The sequence below is a fragment of the Roseateles sp. genome (assembly GCF_039595595.1).
GTDB lineage: Bacteria > Pseudomonadota > Gammaproteobacteria > Burkholderiales > Burkholderiaceae_C > Roseateles.
Window position 1 is genome coordinate 121,261 of record NZ_JBCNLG010000006.1, and the last position, 14,476, is coordinate 135,736.

Here is a 14,476-nt window from a genome sequence, read left to right on the forward strand (position 1 = left end):
TCCATGGCGCGGACAACAACGGTTGGACGGATGACGCGGACGCAGTGCCGGCGCTCAGTCCTTCGCCTCCCACGGGAGCATCAGCGCCAGCGTCAGCAGCTGCTGGAACTCGGGCTCGAAGTGGGCCACGATGCGCTCCGGATCGGGGCACAGGCCGGCATCGGCGATGAGCCCGAACTGCACTTGGCCGGCGTAGGTCAGGATGCTGATGCCCAGGCTCATGTCGCCGGCCTGCGGGGCCCAGAACATGACGCGCTCGACGGCCGCGCCGCACAGTTGCAGCGCCTGCGCGGGGCCCGGCACGTTGGTCATCAGCGCGGTTGCCTTGCGCGACAGCGTCTTGAGCATCGCGCGCTGCGCGGCCTTCTCGACCGCGCCGGAGGTCGCCATCAAGCCCAGCGACAGCGCCGGCTGCAGGCTGTTCTTCACCGCCTGCGTCCGCGCGTGGACCGCGTAGAGCCGCTTGACCGGGTTGGCGATGCCCACCGGCATCGGCAGCGGCACCATGCCGAAGCGATTGCCCAGTTGCCAGGCCGTCTCCAGCGGACGCAGATTGACGGGGACCAGCGCGCGGATCTCCTGGTCCTGGAGTTCATCGCCCTGCTCGCGCAGATACAGGCCGATCGCGCCGGCGACGCAGCTCAGCAGCACGTCGTTGACCGACACGTTCATCGACTTGCCCACCGCCTTGACCGCGTCCAGCGACAGCGGTGCCGCCCAGGCGACGCGCTTGTCGCGGCCGGCCTTGCCCTTGAGGCGGGTCTTGGCGTCGTCGGGCGCTTCGGTCAGCGCGGCGGCGTCCTGGAGCACCTGCCGGCCGAGCCGCTCGGCCGGCGAGCCGCCCTTGGCACCCTTGGCGCCCGGCACCGAGTGCTCCTGGATCTCGCGCACCGTCCAGGCGTTGATCGGCTTGACCATGGCATCGGCGAGCCATTCGGGCTCGGCGGCGTCGACGCCGTCAGCCGGCGGCGTGGATCTGCCGGCTTTCGGGCTGCCCGTCTTGCGGCCCTTCTCTTTGCCGCTCGTCTCCTTGGGCGCGAGCGGCGGCGCGCTCCCGCCATCGGTGATCGACAGCAGCACCGCGATCAGCGCGATGCCGTCCGCGATGCAGTGATGGACACGGGCGATCAGCGCGCTGCTGCCGTCGTAATGCTCGATCAGATGGAGCTGCCACAGCGGGCGCGAGGGATCGAGCGGCTCGGCGGCGAGTTCGGCGAGCCGGTCCTGCAGCGCGCCCTCGAGCGGCCGCCCGCGACGGCGCTTGAGCGTCTCGGGGACGACGTGGCGGGCGATGTCGACCTCGGTGTCCTCGACCCACCAGGCGCTGTCACCGGACTCGACGACGCGCTGCCGGAAACGCGGGAAGCGCAGCAGCCGCTCGGCCACGCGGGCGCGCAGGTCGTCGAGGGCGATGGCGGGCTTCAGGAACAGCACGCCGTGGATGACCATCCGGTTGGCCTCGGTGTCCAGTCGCAGCCAGGCGGTGTCGACCTTGGACATGGGCTCGGCGCCGCGGGGCAGTCCAGCAGCGGCCGGCCGCGGGGACCGGACGGTCCTGGCGGCCTGGACGGGCTTCGGTGCGGGCGCGGCGGATGTGGGCAATGCGGTCTCCTGGTCGGCGGGGGCGGCTGTCGCGGCGATGCAGCCCTGATGATGCGTCATCTAGAGAGGCGGCCCCAGTCCGGGTCGGGGGATGGGGTGGGTAACATCGCGGCGATCCGTCCTGATTGTCGCCAACGGGACGCCCTGCTCATCGCCACGGGAGACACACATGAGCCTCAAGGACCAGTTCGACGCGGCCGTCGCCGATTCCAAGACCCTGCCCGAGCGGCCGGACAACCAGACCCTGTTGCAGCTGTACGCGCTGTTCAAGCAGGCCACGGCCGGCGATGTCGAGGGTGACCGCCCCGGCATGACGGACTTCGTCAACCGCGCCAAGTGGGACGCCTGGAAGGCGCATGAGGGAAAGTCCAGCGATGACGCGATGCAGGCGTACATCGATCTGGTGGAAGGGCTGAAGTAAGCCGTCAAGCGCCGGCGCCAGCGCCGGCACCGGAGATTTCGGAAGGCCGCCCGAACAGGACGGCCTTTTTGCTTCTCGGCACAGGCACCGGAGGCCTTGACCGAGGCGCTACGGCTTGCGGGTCAGCCAGGCCTTCTGGGGCGGGGGGAGAGCCGTCATCTATGCGTCAGCTGCGCTCGCCGCTCATCCTTCGGCAGCCCGGCCAGGCGCTTCACCTCGGCATAGAAGCGCTCCCAGTCCTCGCCCTGCCGCTCGAACAGGCGCACGAAGTCCGGCACCAGGTCCGTGTAGCTGCCCTGGATCGCCAGCGCCGGCGTGTTCAGGCCCGCCACCCAGCGGTCGAAACGCGTGTCGCCGCCCCACTGGTCGCGCTTCATCGCCGCATAGTCGGCGCGCAGCTTCGCGAACGCCGCGGCCTTGCCCGCACGCTTCTCGTCGTCGCTGGCCGTGCTGCGGAAGACCTCCTGCAACTGCTCGCGCGTGGCCTTCAGCAAGGCCTGGACCTGGTCCTGCCGCTGTCTCGACAGCTCATCCTCCCGCAGCGCCTGCGGCCGGTCCTTCATCCAGCGCGCCACGCCGATCTGCTCGACCGCCGTGGCGAAGCTCTCGTTGAAGGCCGTGTCATCGCTCGCGTAAGCCACCTGGTGCGCGAGCTCGTGGAAGATCATTCGCGCCAACTGCCCTTCCGGATACCGGATGAAGGTGTTGAGCAGCGGATCCCCGCCCAGCCAGTTGCTCCATCCCAGCGACGAGTAGGCCGGCACGCCGTACACGTAGGGCTCGAGCCCCTCCTTGCGCAGCGATTGCGCCTCCTCCCGCGCCGCATCCGGCGAGAAGTAGCCGCGATAGCCCGCGCAGCCCATGACCGGATAGCACCAGGTCGTGAGCTGCAGGCTCAGTTCCGGCGTGGCCACGACGTTCCACACCGCCGCGCCGCGCTTGAGATCGGCATAGCGGCGGTAGCTGCCGTTGTCAGGCAGCTTCAACGCCGAGGAGGCGTAATCGCGGATCGACTGCGACAGCATCAGTTGCCGCCGCACCTCCGGATCGAGGTCCGGCTGCGCGAGCCACTCGTCGACCGGCTTGGCCGCGCGCACCAGCGACAAATGCCCCGACAGCGACTGCCCGTAGTACGACAGCTGCGCGCACCCGCCGAGCATCAGCAGCGGCGCGGCCAGCAGCGCCAGCCATGTCCACCGCGTCCACGCCGCCCGCCGTCCGGTCATCGCGCCTCCGCTCGCCGCAGGCCGCTCAGGCTGCGGCCACCTCGACCAGGCAGTCGTAGAAGCACGGCGCGCGGCCCATGTCGGTGAGCCGCTGATGCGTGACCTCGTTGACGTTGCGCCCGTCCGCGCCCAGCTTGCGCCACCAGATGCCCAGCCCATGCACGACGCCCTCGCGCGCGCGGCCGCTCACGTCCAGCCGGCACACGTAGCTGCCGCGATCGTTGAACACGCGCACCGCCTGGCCATCGGTCAGCCCTCGCGAGGCCGCGTCGCTGGCATTCATCTCCAGCACCTGCTCGCCCTCGATGTCGCGCAGACTCTTCACGTTCACGAAGGTGCTGTTGAGGTGGTTGCGCGCCGGCGGCGAGATCATCGCCAGCGGATAGCGCGCGGCCAGCGCCGGCGCGCTCGCGCGGCTCTCGTAGTTGGGCACGTAGTCCGCGCCGCGCGCGTCGGCCTTGCCATCCTGGGACGGGAATCCGCCTTCGGCGAACGGCGCCTCGGCCAGCGGCAGCTTGAACCAGCCGCGCTCGCGCAGCGCCCTCAGGTCGATGTCGTCGCGGAAGGCCTGCCGCAGCAGCGCCTCATCGTCGTCCTGGAAGGCCGGTTCGTCGAACCCCATCGCCGCCGCCAGGTCGCGGAAGATTCGCGTGTTGGGCCGCGCCTCACCCAGCGGTGCCACCGCGGGCTCGTTCACCAGCACGTCGGTGTGGCCGTAGCTGGTGTGGATGTCCAGGTGCTCCAGCTGCGTCGTCGCCGGCAGCACGTAGTCGGCCAGGTCGGCCGTGTCGGTCATGAAGTGCTCCAGCACCACCGTCAGCAGGTCCTCGCGCTGGAAGCCGGCCACCACCTTGGGCGACTCCGGCGCCACCGCGACCGGATTGCTGTTGTAGACGATCAGCGCCTCCACTTTCGGTCCGAATCCGGGCGAGGCCTCGCGCAGCAGGTCATCGCCGATCGTGCTCATGTTGATGGTCCGCGAAGGCCGGCCGCCGCGCAGCTCGGGGCGCTCCAGCGCCGGGTTCTTGAACGGCGCGAACCAGCCCGAGCTCGACAGCAGCATCCCGCCCGCCCGATGCCGCCACGCGCCCGTCAGGCACGGCAGCAGCGCGATCAGCCGCACCGCATTGCCGCCGCCGCGCACGCGTTGCATGCCGTAGTTCAGCCGGATCGCCGCCGGCGCCGCGGTGGCGTAGTCGCGCGCCAGGCCGCGCACCTCCTCGGGCGTCAGACCGCATTCGGCGGCCGTGCGCTCCGGCGTCCAGGCCAGCGCCCGCGCCTTCAACTCCTCCCAGCCCTGGACATGACGGGCGACGTAATCGTGATCGATCCAGTCGTGGGCGATCAGTTCGTGCATCAGGCCCAGCGCCAGCGCGCCGTCGGTGCCAGGCAGCAGCGCCAGGTGCTGGTGGCACTTGTCGGCGGTCTCGGTCTTGCGCGGGTCGATGCAGATCAGCTTCGCGCCGCTGCGCTTGGCCTGGTTCGCGAAGGTCCAGAAATGCAGGTTGGAGGCGATCGAGTTGCTGCCCCAGATCAGGATCAGTTTCGACTCGGCGAAGAACGGCAGATGCATGCCGACCTTGTGCCCGTAGGTCGCCGCCAGTGCCGCGCCACCGGCCGAGGCGCAGATGGTGCGGTCCAGGCAGGACGCGCCCAGCCGGTTGAAGAAGCGCCCCGCCATCGCCTCGCCCTGCAGCAGGCCCATGGTGCCGGCGTAGCTGTACGGCAGGATCGCCTGCGGATCGCGCGCCGCGATCGCGCGCAGCCGGCCGGCGATCTCCGCGATCGCCTGGTCCCAGCCGATGCGCTCGAAGCGCGGCGGCTCGTGCTTGGCGCTGACGCGCTTGAGCGGATGCAGCACGCGCTCGGCGTGGTAGGTGCGCTCGGGATAGCGCGACACCTTCGTGCACAGCGCGCCGTGGGTGCTCGGATGCTCCGGCTGCCCCTGCACCTTGACCACCTTGCCGTCCTCGACGGTGATGCGCAGGGCGCAGGTGTCGGGGCAGTCGTGGGGACAGGCGCCCTTCACCACCCGGGAGGGCGCATCGGTGCGCGATGAAGGCGTCCGGACGAGGGCCGGATCATCATGGCCGAGGGCCTGTGGCGGGGGGGTCACGGTCGGTTCTCAGAGGGGGGACAACGGGCGTCAACTATTGCACAAGCGCCACACCTTGCGTTTTCTTACGGAGCATCCCGACAACGCTGGACTCACGAAACGCTAAGCTCGCGCGTTGGGGGGCCGGAATAGGTCGTGTCGAGCCCCCTGGCGCCTGCCGTCCGGCGCGCCACAACATCTATCGCACCCTCTGGGAGCCTCTCTTGGATCGCCGCCAACTCCTCGCCTCCGCCAGCGCCCTGGGCGCGCTCGCCACCCTTCCGATCCCCGCTGCCGTCCGCGCCCAAGGCAAGCGCCTGGTGCTGGGCCAGTCCGCGCCGCTGACCGGCCCCGCCGCCCAGTTGGGCCTGCAGATGCAGGCGGGCGCCAAGCTCTTCTTCGACGCGCAGAACGCCGCCGGCGGCATCAACGGCACCACCATCGAACTGCGCACGCTGGACGACGGCTACGAGCCCGACCGCTGCAAGGCCAACACCGAGAAGCTGATCGCCGACGACGTGTTCGCGCTGTTCGGCTATGTCGGCACCCCGACCTCGCTGGCCGCGCTGCCGCTGGTCAACCAGGCCAAGATCCCCTTCGTCGCCCCCTTCACCGGCGCCGAGGCGCTGCGCGACCCCTTCAGCCCCTGGGTCTATCACGTGCGGGCCTCGTATTACGACGAGACCGCCCTGATCGTGAAGCAGCTGACCCACCTCGGCCTGATGCGGATTTCGGTCTTCCACCAGAACGACGCCTACGGCAAGGCCGGCCTGGACGGCGTGCTGCGCGCGATGAAGCCGCTGTCGCTCCAGCCGCAGGCCACGTCCACCGTCGAGCGCAACAGCGTCGACGTCGCCAAGGCCGTCAAGGACCTGGTGCAGACCGGCGCGCCACCGGAAGCGATCGTCATGATCAGCGCCTACAAGAGCTGCGCCGCCTTCATCCGCGCCGCCCGCAAGGCCGGCTACGGCGGCGTGTTCTACAACGTGTCCTTCGTCGGCACCCAGGCGCTGCAGGACGAACTGGGCCCCGACGCGATGGGCGTGGTCGTCAGCCAGGTCATGCCCTATCCGTTCGGCACGCAGGTCGGCGTGGTCCACGACTACCAGCAGGCCGCCACCAAGGCCGGCCAGAAGTTCAACTACACCGCCATCGAGGGCTACATCGGCGCCAAGGTCATCAGCGAAGGCCTGCGCCGCATGACCCGCCCGACCCGCGAAGGCCTGGCCGCCGCGCTGGACACGCTGCAGAACTTCAACGTCGGCGGCTTCAACGTGAATTTCCGGCCCAACCGGCACGTGGGATCGAGCTTCGTCGAGATGACGCTGCTGACCAGCGACGGACGCGTCAAGCGCTGATCGCCCCCGCCGCTGCCCCACCATTGGGCGCGCGGGTACACTGCTCCGACATCAGCGGCGCCGCCGTGAGCGGCGCCGCGGCTTTTCTGGCGGCGCCTCCTTGTCTCGACCGGACGGCGCCGCGGCCCTCGCGGCAAGCCCGACGCGCTGTCGCGACGACATCGGAGTGCCCGCACCATGAAGCTGATCGAACCCATCCTGGCCGACGCGCCTGCCATCGCCAAGCTGCGACGCGACCTGCACGCCCATCCCGAACTCTGCTTCCACGAGGATCGCACCTCGGACCTGATCGCCCAGGCGCTGAGCGAATGGGGCATCCCGGTCCACCGCGGGCTGGGCAAGACCGGCGTGGTGGGCACCATCCACGGCCGCGACGGCGGCGCCAGCGGCCGCGCGCTGGGCCTGCGCGCCGACATCGACGCGCTCCCGATCACCGAGCACAACACCTTCCCCCACGCCAGCAAGCACCCCGGCAAGATGCATGCGTGCGGCCATGACGGCCACACCGCGATGCTGCTGGCGGCGGCCAAGCACCTGGCCGCGCACCGCGACTTCGACGGCACCGTCCATGTCGTGTTCCAGCCGGCCGAGGAAGGCGGCGGCGGCGCCCGCGAGATGATCAAGGACGGCCTGTTCAGGCAGTTCCCGGTCGAGGCGATGTTCGGCATCCACAACTGGCCCGGCATGGCGGCCGGCCAGTTCGCGCTCAAGACCGGACCGGTCTTCGCCTCGAGCAACGAATTCAAGATCGTGATCAAGGGCAAGGGCGCGCATGGCGCGATGCCGCACCTGGGCACCGACCCGGTGGTCGTCGCGGCGCACCTGGTGCAGGCCTTCCAGACCATCATCACCCGCAACAAGCGGCCCATCGACGCGGGCGTGATCTCGGTGACGATGATCCATGCCGGCGAGGCCACCAACGTGATCCCGGAGCGCTGCGAGCTTCAGGGCACGGTCCGCACCTTCACGCTGGAGACGCTGGACCTGATCGAGCGCCGCATGCAGCAGATCACCGCCGCCACCGGCGACGCCTTCGAAGTGCAGTGCGAGTTCTCCTTCCACCGCAACTACCCGCCAACCATCAACCACCCCGCCGAGACCGAGTTCGTGCGCGGCGTGCTGACCGAGATGCTGGGCGCGCCCAACGTCCAGGAGTTCGAGCCCACGATGGGCGCCGAGGACTTCAGCTACTACCTGCAGGAAGTGCCGGGCTGCTACTTCCTGATCGGCAACGGCGACGGCAGCCATCGCGAGGGCGGGCACGGTCTGGGGCCCTGCATGCTGCACAACCCGAGCTACGACTTCAACGACGAGCTGATCCCGCTGGGCGGCTCGATGTGGGTGCGGCTGGTCGACGCCTGGTTCAAGCAGCCGCGGCCCGCGCGAGGCTGAACACCCCTTGCGACCACGCCGACGCGACAACCGCGACTCGACCACGACGACTTCCAGCACCACGCCCGATGACCGCACCGATTCAGCCCGACCAGGAAAAGACCGTCCGCGACGACACCCAGCGCTGGCTGCAGCGGGCGGTGATCGGGCTGAACCTGTGCCCGTTCGCCAAGAGCGTCGAGGTCAACCAGCGCCTGCGCACCGTGGTCAGCGCCGCCCGCACGCCCGAGGAGCTGCTGAAGGACCTGGCGCATGAGCTGCTGGCGCTCAACCGCGCCGATCCGGAGGAGACCGAGACCACGCTGCTGGTCCATCCCTGGGTACTGAACGACTTCCTGGACTTCAACGACTTCCTCGGCGCCGCGGACGCGCTGGTCGAGGACCTGGACCTGGACGGCGTGCTGCAGGTCGCCAGCTTCCATCCGGACTACCAGTTCGAGGGCACCGAGGCCGGCGACGTCGACAACTTCAGCAACCGCTCGCCCTACCCCACGCTGCACCTGCTGCGCGAGGAGAGCATCGAGCGCGCCGTCGAGACCATGCCCGACACCGACGCGATCTACGAGGCCAACATCGACACGCTGCGCCGCATCGGCCGCAAGGGTTGGGAGGCGCTGGACGTCGAGGCCAGGCTGCCGCTGGCGCAGCGCGCGCCGCGCGACGAGTGACGGTCCGGGGCGATGTCCTGATTTGACCGTGACCGGTCCGTCGGCGGCGCGACGGACCGCGCCGCCGACGGCACGATGGACCCCATCAACCACCCGATGGAGTCCTCGATGACCACCGCCTCTCACGCCGTCCCTCACGCTGCCTCTCACGCCTCCCCCGCCACCGCCGTCCTGCTCATCGACGTGCAGGAGTCGTTCCGCCACCGCCCCTACTGGAACGACACCGACTGGCTGCCCTTCCTCGAGCGCACCAACGCGCTGCTCGACGGCGCGGCCGCCCGCGGCCTGCCGATCGTGCGCATCCTCCACACCGATGGGCCGGCCACGGCCGACAACCCGTTCTCGCTGGTCAGCGGCCACGTCCGTCCGATGGACGAGCTGGCGCAAGTGCCGATCGCGGCGGAGTTCCTCAAGCGCCGCCACAGCGCGCTGGTCGGCACCGGCCTGCCGGTCTGGCTGACCGAGCAGGGCATCCGGCGCCTGATCGTCGCCGGCATCCGCACCGAGCAATGCTGCGAGACCACCACCCGCCACGCCAGCGACGAGGGCTGGACCGTCGACTACGTGACCGAGGCCACGCTGACCTTCCCGATCCCGCACGCCAGCGGCGCGGTCGTCGGCGTGGACGACATCAAGCTGCGCACCGAGGTGGCGCTGCAAGGCCGCTTCGCCGACATCGTGACCGTCGAGCAGGCGCTCGCCCGCGCTGTCTGAGCTTCGCTGCCGGCTCCGGCGCATACTGCGGCGATGTCCATTTCCGACGCCCTTCCCCTCGACGTCTGGATCCTGGTCGAGCGGCACACGCTGCTGCTCGACCTGGCCGGCGCCGCCGAAGCCCTGCGCCTGGCCAACCAGGCGCTGCGCCGGCGCGGCGAGCCGGAGGCGTTCCGGCTGCGCTTCTGCGGCGCCCGCGCGTCGGCGCCGAGCTCGGTCGGGCTGATGCTCACGGCGCTCGAGCCGCTGCCGTCGCTGGGCGAGCGCGACTGGCTGATCCTCAGCGGGCGCCGCCATCCGCATCCCGATGACAGACCGGATGGCGTCTCGGAGCGCGAGGAGGACCTGCGCATCGAGCGCTGGCTGCACCGCGAAGGAAGCGCGCTGCTGGCCGGTGGCCAGGGCCGGCTGCTCAGCATCTGCGCCGGCGCGCTGCTGGCGGCGCGCGCCGGGCTGCTCGACGGGCGCCAATGCACGACCCACCACGAGTCGCTCGATGCCTTGCGGGCGGCCGCCCCGCGCGCCGATGTGCAGGCGAACCGCGTCTTCGTGCTCGACGGCCCGCTCGCCAGCAGCGCCGGCATCACGGCCGGCATCGATCTGGTCCTCGCGCTGATCGCCGAGCACTGCGGCGAGGCGATCGCCGCCTCGGTCGCGCAGGTGATGGTGGTCTACCTGCGCCGCGGCCCGCAGGATCCCGAGCTCTCGCCGATGCTGGCGCACCGCCATCACCTGCATCCGGCGCTGCACCGCGCGCAGGACGCCGTCTGCGCCGATCCGCGCGCCGACTGGACCCTGGCCCGCATGGCCGAAGCCGCGCACGTCACGCCGCGGCACCTCACGCGGCTGTTCGCGCAGCACGGCGGCACCACGCCGCTGGACTACCTGCGCGCGATCCGCCTGGAACTCGCCCGGCGTGAAATCGCACGAGGGGTACGTCCCGCGCAGGCCGCGCTGGCGGCCGGTTTCAGCTCGGATCAACAGCTGCGCCGGACCCGCCGGCGCCTAACACAATCCGCATAACGCCCAGACGAGCGGGTTTCACCGAGTTCTGTTAACTTGCGCGCCCACAGTGAACGAGGAGCGGCTTTTGAACGATTGGCTGAAGCGACTGGAGGCCCTGGATCCGGCCCGTCTGGCGGGCATGCGCCGCGGGGTCGAGAAGGAGAGCCTGCGCGCCCTGCCGACCGGCGCCTCGCTGGCGCTCACGCCGCATCCGACGGCGCTGGGCTCGGCGCTGACGCATGAGACCGTCACCACGGACTTCAGCGAATCCCAGCTCGAACTCATCACCGGCGTGCATGCGTCCGCCGAGGCCTGCGAGCGCGAGCTCACTGAAATCCACCAGGCCGTCGTGCGCAGCCTGGGCGATGAATTGATGTGGGCGTCCAGCATGCCCTGCCTGCTGCCCGCCGACGAGACCATCCCCATCGGCCGCTATGGCGCCTCCAACATCGGCCGCGCCAAGAGCGTCTACCGCATGGGCCTGAGCCACCGCTACGGCCGGCGCATGCAGACGATCTCCGGCATCCACTACAACTGGTCGATGCCAGGGCTGAACAACGCGGACCACTTCGCGCTGATCCGCAACTTCCGCCGCCACTCCTTCCTGCTGCTGACGCTGTTCGGCGCCTCGCCGGCGCTGTGCGCGAGCTTCGTCGCCGGCCGCGAGCACGGCCTGCAGACCCTGACCGACGGCACGCTGCACATGCCTTTCGGCACCTCGCTGCGCATGGGACGGCTCGGCTATCAGAGCGATGCGCAAGCCTCGCTCTCGGTCAGCTACAACAGCCTGGACGGCTATGCCGCCTCGCTGCAGGACGCGCTGACGCGCCCGTACGCCGCCTATGAGAAGGTCGGCATCATGAGCCCGGGCGGCGAGTACAACCAGCTCTCGACCACGTTGCTGCAGATCGAGAACGAGTTCTACGGCACGATCCGCCCCAAGCGCACGATCCGCTCCGGCGAGCGGCCGCTGCATGCGCTGCGCGAGCGCGGCGTCGAATACATCGAGGTCCGCTGCATGGACCTGGATCCGTTCGAGCCGGTCGGCATCGCGGCCAGCACGATGCGCTTCCTGGACGTCTTCCTGCTGCACTGCTGGCTGACCGACAGTCCCAACGACACGCCGGACGAACTGGGCGCGCTGGCGCGCAACCAGAACCGCACGGCTTCGGCCGGCCGTGAGCCGGGTCTGAAGCTGGAGCGCCGCGGCGGCGAAGTGCTGCTGCGCGACTGGGGCCGCGAGCTGCTGGGCGAGTTCGCGCCGATCGCGGCCAAGGTGGATGCGGCGTTGGGCGGCTCGCTGTACCGCGAGGCGCTGGCGCAGGCCGTCGAGCGCTGGGACCGCCCGGATGAACTGCCGTCGGCCCGCGTGCTCGCGGCGATGCGCGAGCGGCACGACAACTCCCACCTCGGTTTCGTCGCGGCGCAGTCCGAGACGGCACGCCGCCATGTGCTGGAGCAACCCTTGCCCGACGGCCTGATGACGCGTTTCGAGCAATCGGCGCGCGCGTCGCTCGAGGCGCAGGCCGCGATCGAGGCGGCCGACACGGTCGACTTCGAGACCTTCCGCCAGCAGTACCTGGATCCGGCGCAGTTGCAGGGCTGATCAGCCGGGCAGCGTCGAGCTGCGCAGCTCGTCGTGCCGGCGCTGCAGCTCCTGGCGCAGCTTCTTGCGTTCGAGCGCCGCCTCCCAGCGGCGCTTCTCGTCCGGGGTCGTCGGCGTCAGCGGCGGCACCGGCACCGGACGGCTGTCCTCGCCCACCGCCACCATCGTGAAGAAGCAGCTGTTGGCGTGCCGCACGACCTGGTCGCGGATGTTCTCGGTCACGACCTTGATGCCGATCTCCATCGACGAGGTGCCGGTGTAGTTCACCGAAGCCAGGAAGCTGACCAGCTCGCCGACGTGGATGGGCTGGCGGAACATCACCTGGTCCACCGACAGCGTCACCGTGTAGCGCCCCGCATAGCGGCTCGCGCAGGCATAGGCGACCTGGTCGAGCAGCTTCAGGATGGTGCCGCCGTGGACATTGCCGGAGAAATTGGCCATGTCCGGCGTCATCAGCACCGTCATCGTCAGTTGATGCGAGGGGAGGTCCATGGCGCGCGATCCTACTCTCCCTTGTGGCGCTTGCCGCTGACACGCGCGTCGGTTAGGGTGGGCGCCAGGAGGTTCCATGGCCCAGGTCCAGCAGCCCAACATCGCGGAGACCCGCGGTGCCCAGATGTTTCCCGCGCTCGGCGTCGCCGACATCGCGCGGGTCGCGCGTTTCGGCCGCTTCCGGCGGTATTCCCAAGGCGAATGGGTGGTCCGCGCCGGCGACGCCGGCATGGGCATGCTGCTGATCCTCAGCGGCGAGATCACCGTCTCACAGCGCGACAGCCTGGGCCACGTGACGCCCATCCATCGCCATGGCCCCGGCGGCTTCCTGGGCGAGGTCGGGCAGCTCAGCGGCCGGCCCTCCTTCATCGACGCGATCGCCGAGACCGAGGTCGAAGCCGTCGACGTCAGCCCGCCGCAGCTGCGCGCGCTGCTGATCGCCGAGGCGGACCTGGGCGAGCGCCTGACCCGCGCCTTCATCCTGCGCCGCGTCGGTCTGATCGAGGCCGGCGCCAGCGGCGCGACGCTGATCGGCCGCGCGAAGGCCGCGCCGGTGATGCGGCTGCGCAGCTTTCTCGGCCGCAACGGCTATCCGCACCAGCAGCTCGAACCCGACCAGAACGACGACGCCCGGGCGCTGGCCGAGCAGTACATGACCGAGGGCGTGCAGATGCTGGTCATCTGCCCCGGCGGCGAGGTGCTGGTCGACCCGAGCGACGAGGAGGTCGCGCGCTGCATGGGCATCGTCGACATGCGCGAGCGCACCGAGCTGTATGACGTCGCCATCATCGGCGCCGGCCCGGCCGGCCTGTCGTCGGCGGTGTACGCCGCGTCGGAGGGGCTGTCGGTGCTGGTGATGGACTGCCGCTCGTTCGGCGGACAGGCCGGGGCGAGTTCCCGGATCGAGAACTACCTCGGCTTCCCGACCGGCATCTCCGGCCAGGCGCTGGCGGGGCGGGCCTTTGTCCAGGCCCAGAAATTCGGCGCCGACATGCTGATCCCGGCCAAGGTCACGTCGATGAGCTGCGAGCGCCACGGCGTGGACGACGAGTTGCGCCTGTCGCTCGAGGACGGCCGCACCGTGCGCGCCCGCACCGCGGTGATCGCCACCGGCGCGCGCTACAGACGGCCGGAACTCGAGGCGCTCAGCCGCTTCGAAGGCCGCGGCGTCTGGTACTGGGCCTCGCCGATCGAGGCCCGCATCTGCAGCCGGCAGACGGTGGTCATCGTCGGCGGCGGCAACTCGGCCGGCCAGGCGGCGGTGTTCCTCGCGAACCACGCGGCCAAGGTGATCATGCTGATCCGCGGGCCAGGCCTGGCGGCCACCATGTCCCGCTACCTGATCGACCGCATCCAGGGCACCGCCAACATCGAACTGCAGCCGCATCAGGAGCTGTGCGGGCTGGAGGGCGGCGACTCGCTGGAGGCCGTCTCCTGGCGCGACCGCCGCAACGGCAAAGAGCACCGGCTCTCGCTGCAGCATCTGTTCATGTTCATCGGCGCCGAGCCGGAAACCGGCTTGATCGCCGATTGCGGGCTCGAACTCGACCAGGCTGGCTTCATCATCACCGGGCGAGCCTGCGCCTGCCCACTGTCCGAGTACAAGCCGGAGTTGCTCGAATCCAGCATCCCGGGCGTGTTCGCCGTCGGCGACGTGCGCTCGGGCTCGGTCAAGCGGGTCGGTGGCGCGATCGGCGAAGGCGCGCAGGTCGTGGCCAGCATCCACCAGTACCTCGCCCGGCAGGACGCGGCGCGCGCTGAGCGCGTCAGCCAGCCCGCCGGCGTCCGCTCGCCGGCCTGAGCGGAGTTGCGGGCGCGGCGCCGCGCGCGCCTTCCGCGCCTTCCTTTCCTCGCCCCGGCGCGCGACTGGTCGGGTGCCGCCTCCCTCGGCTTGGCT

12 protein-coding genes are annotated in these 14,476 nt (G+C 70.3%); 8 read left to right on the plus strand and 4 right to left on the minus strand.

The window, feature by feature from the left end; translation table 11 throughout:
- Positions 1-54: 54 nt before the first annotated feature.
- Complete coding sequence (locus ABDW61_RS10085) at positions 55-1,500, minus strand: wax ester/triacylglycerol synthase family O-acyltransferase (protein WP_343638344.1); 1,446 nt, start codon at positions 1,498-1,500, stop codon at positions 55-57.
- Positions 1,501-1,771: 271 nt separating this feature from the next.
- Between ABDW61_RS10085 and ABDW61_RS10090 the strand changes: the two genes are divergently transcribed.
- A complete protein-coding gene (locus ABDW61_RS10090; protein ID WP_343638345.1) occupies positions 1,772-2,023 on the plus strand; it encodes an acyl-CoA-binding protein in 252 nt (83 codons plus the stop codon).
- A gap of 155 nt (positions 2,024-2,178) precedes the next feature.
- On the opposite strand, the gene ABDW61_RS10095 is transcribed toward ABDW61_RS10090, so the two are convergent.
- A complete protein-coding gene (locus ABDW61_RS10095; RefSeq protein WP_343638346.1) occupies positions 2,179-3,249 on the minus strand; it encodes an aminopeptidase in 1,071 nt (356 codons plus the stop codon).
- 25 nt (positions 3,250-3,274) lie between these two features.
- On the minus strand, positions 3,275-5,281 hold the full coding sequence (locus ABDW61_RS10100) for a molybdopterin oxidoreductase family protein (protein WP_343638546.1): 2,007 nt from the start codon (positions 5,279-5,281) through the stop codon (positions 3,275-3,277).
- A gap of 323 nt (positions 5,282-5,604) precedes the next feature.
- Between ABDW61_RS10100 and ABDW61_RS10105 the strand changes: the two genes are divergently transcribed.
- The 6 genes from ABDW61_RS10105 to gshA all read left to right on the plus strand — a co-directional run bounded on the left by ABDW61_RS10105 (position 5,605) and on the right by gshA (position 12,087).
- The gene (locus ABDW61_RS10105; RefSeq protein ID WP_343638547.1) at positions 5,605-6,702 is read left to right on the plus strand and encodes an ABC transporter substrate-binding protein; all 1,098 of its coding nucleotides are present in this window, start codon (positions 5,605-5,607) and stop codon (positions 6,700-6,702) included.
- Between the two features lie 177 nt (positions 6,703-6,879).
- Positions 6,880-8,094 carry a M20 aminoacylase family protein gene (locus ABDW61_RS10110; RefSeq protein WP_343638348.1) on the plus strand — a complete coding sequence of 405 codons (1,215 nt, stop codon included), beginning with the start codon at positions 6,880-6,882 and terminating at the stop codon, positions 8,092-8,094.
- A gap of 68 nt (positions 8,095-8,162) precedes the next feature.
- Positions 8,163-8,762 carry a DUF1415 domain-containing protein gene (locus ABDW61_RS10115; RefSeq protein ID WP_343638350.1) on the plus strand — a complete coding sequence of 200 codons (600 nt, stop codon included), beginning with the start codon at positions 8,163-8,165 and terminating at the stop codon, positions 8,760-8,762.
- Positions 8,763-8,870: 108 nt separating this feature from the next.
- Entirely contained in the window at positions 8,871-9,476 is a 606-nt protein-coding gene (locus ABDW61_RS10120) for an isochorismatase family protein (protein WP_343638352.1), read from the plus strand.
- A 33-nt stretch (positions 9,477-9,509) separates the two neighbouring features.
- Complete coding sequence (locus ABDW61_RS10125) at positions 9,510-10,499, plus strand: helix-turn-helix domain-containing protein (protein WP_343638354.1); 990 nt, start codon at positions 9,510-9,512, stop codon at positions 10,497-10,499.
- Between the two features lie 67 nt (positions 10,500-10,566).
- The gene (gene gshA / locus ABDW61_RS10130; protein WP_343638356.1) at positions 10,567-12,087 is read left to right on the plus strand and encodes a glutamate--cysteine ligase; all 1,521 of its coding nucleotides are present in this window, start codon (positions 10,567-10,569) and stop codon (positions 12,085-12,087) included.
- Here the strand turns inward: gshA and ABDW61_RS10135 are convergent, their stop codons facing one another.
- Positions 12,088-12,579, minus strand: a complete 492-nt coding sequence (locus ABDW61_RS10135; RefSeq protein ID WP_343638358.1) for an acyl-CoA thioesterase — start codon at positions 12,577-12,579, stop codon at positions 12,088-12,090. It abuts the gene before it with no gap.
- Between the two features lie 76 nt (positions 12,580-12,655).
- Between ABDW61_RS10135 and ABDW61_RS10140 the strand changes: the two genes are divergently transcribed.
- The gene (locus ABDW61_RS10140; protein ID WP_343638360.1) at positions 12,656-14,380 is read left to right on the plus strand and encodes an FAD-dependent oxidoreductase; all 1,725 of its coding nucleotides are present in this window, start codon (positions 12,656-12,658) and stop codon (positions 14,378-14,380) included.
- Positions 14,381-14,476: the final 96 nt, after the last annotated feature.

Excerpts from the sequence above, each read along its gene's own strand:
- ABDW61_RS10085 (WP_343638344.1), bottom strand. The coding sequence starts at position 1,500 with ATGTCCAAGGTCGACACCGCCTGGCTGCGACTGGACACCGAGGCCAAC.
- ABDW61_RS10090 (WP_343638345.1), top strand. The coding sequence starts at position 1,772 with ATGAGCCTCAAGGACCAGTTCGACGCGGCCGTCGCCGATTCCAAGACC.
- ABDW61_RS10095 (WP_343638346.1), bottom strand. The coding sequence starts at position 3,249 with ATGACCGGACGGCGGGCGGCGTGGACGCGGTGGACATGGCTGGCGCTG.
- ABDW61_RS10110 (WP_343638348.1), top strand. The coding sequence starts at position 6,880 with ATGAAGCTGATCGAACCCATCCTGGCCGACGCGCCTGCCATCGCCAAG.
- ABDW61_RS10115 (WP_343638350.1), top strand. The coding sequence starts at position 8,163 with ATGACCGCACCGATTCAGCCCGACCAGGAAAAGACCGTCCGCGACGAC.
- ABDW61_RS10120 (WP_343638352.1), top strand. The coding sequence starts at position 8,871 with ATGACCACCGCCTCTCACGCCGTCCCTCACGCTGCCTCTCACGCCTCC.
- ABDW61_RS10125 (WP_343638354.1), top strand. The coding sequence starts at position 9,510 with ATGTCCATTTCCGACGCCCTTCCCCTCGACGTCTGGATCCTGGTCGAG.
- ABDW61_RS10135 (WP_343638358.1), bottom strand. The coding sequence starts at position 12,579 with ATGGACCTCCCCTCGCATCAACTGACGATGACGGTGCTGATGACGCCG.
- ABDW61_RS10140 (WP_343638360.1), top strand. The coding sequence starts at position 12,656 with ATGGCCCAGGTCCAGCAGCCCAACATCGCGGAGACCCGCGGTGCCCAG.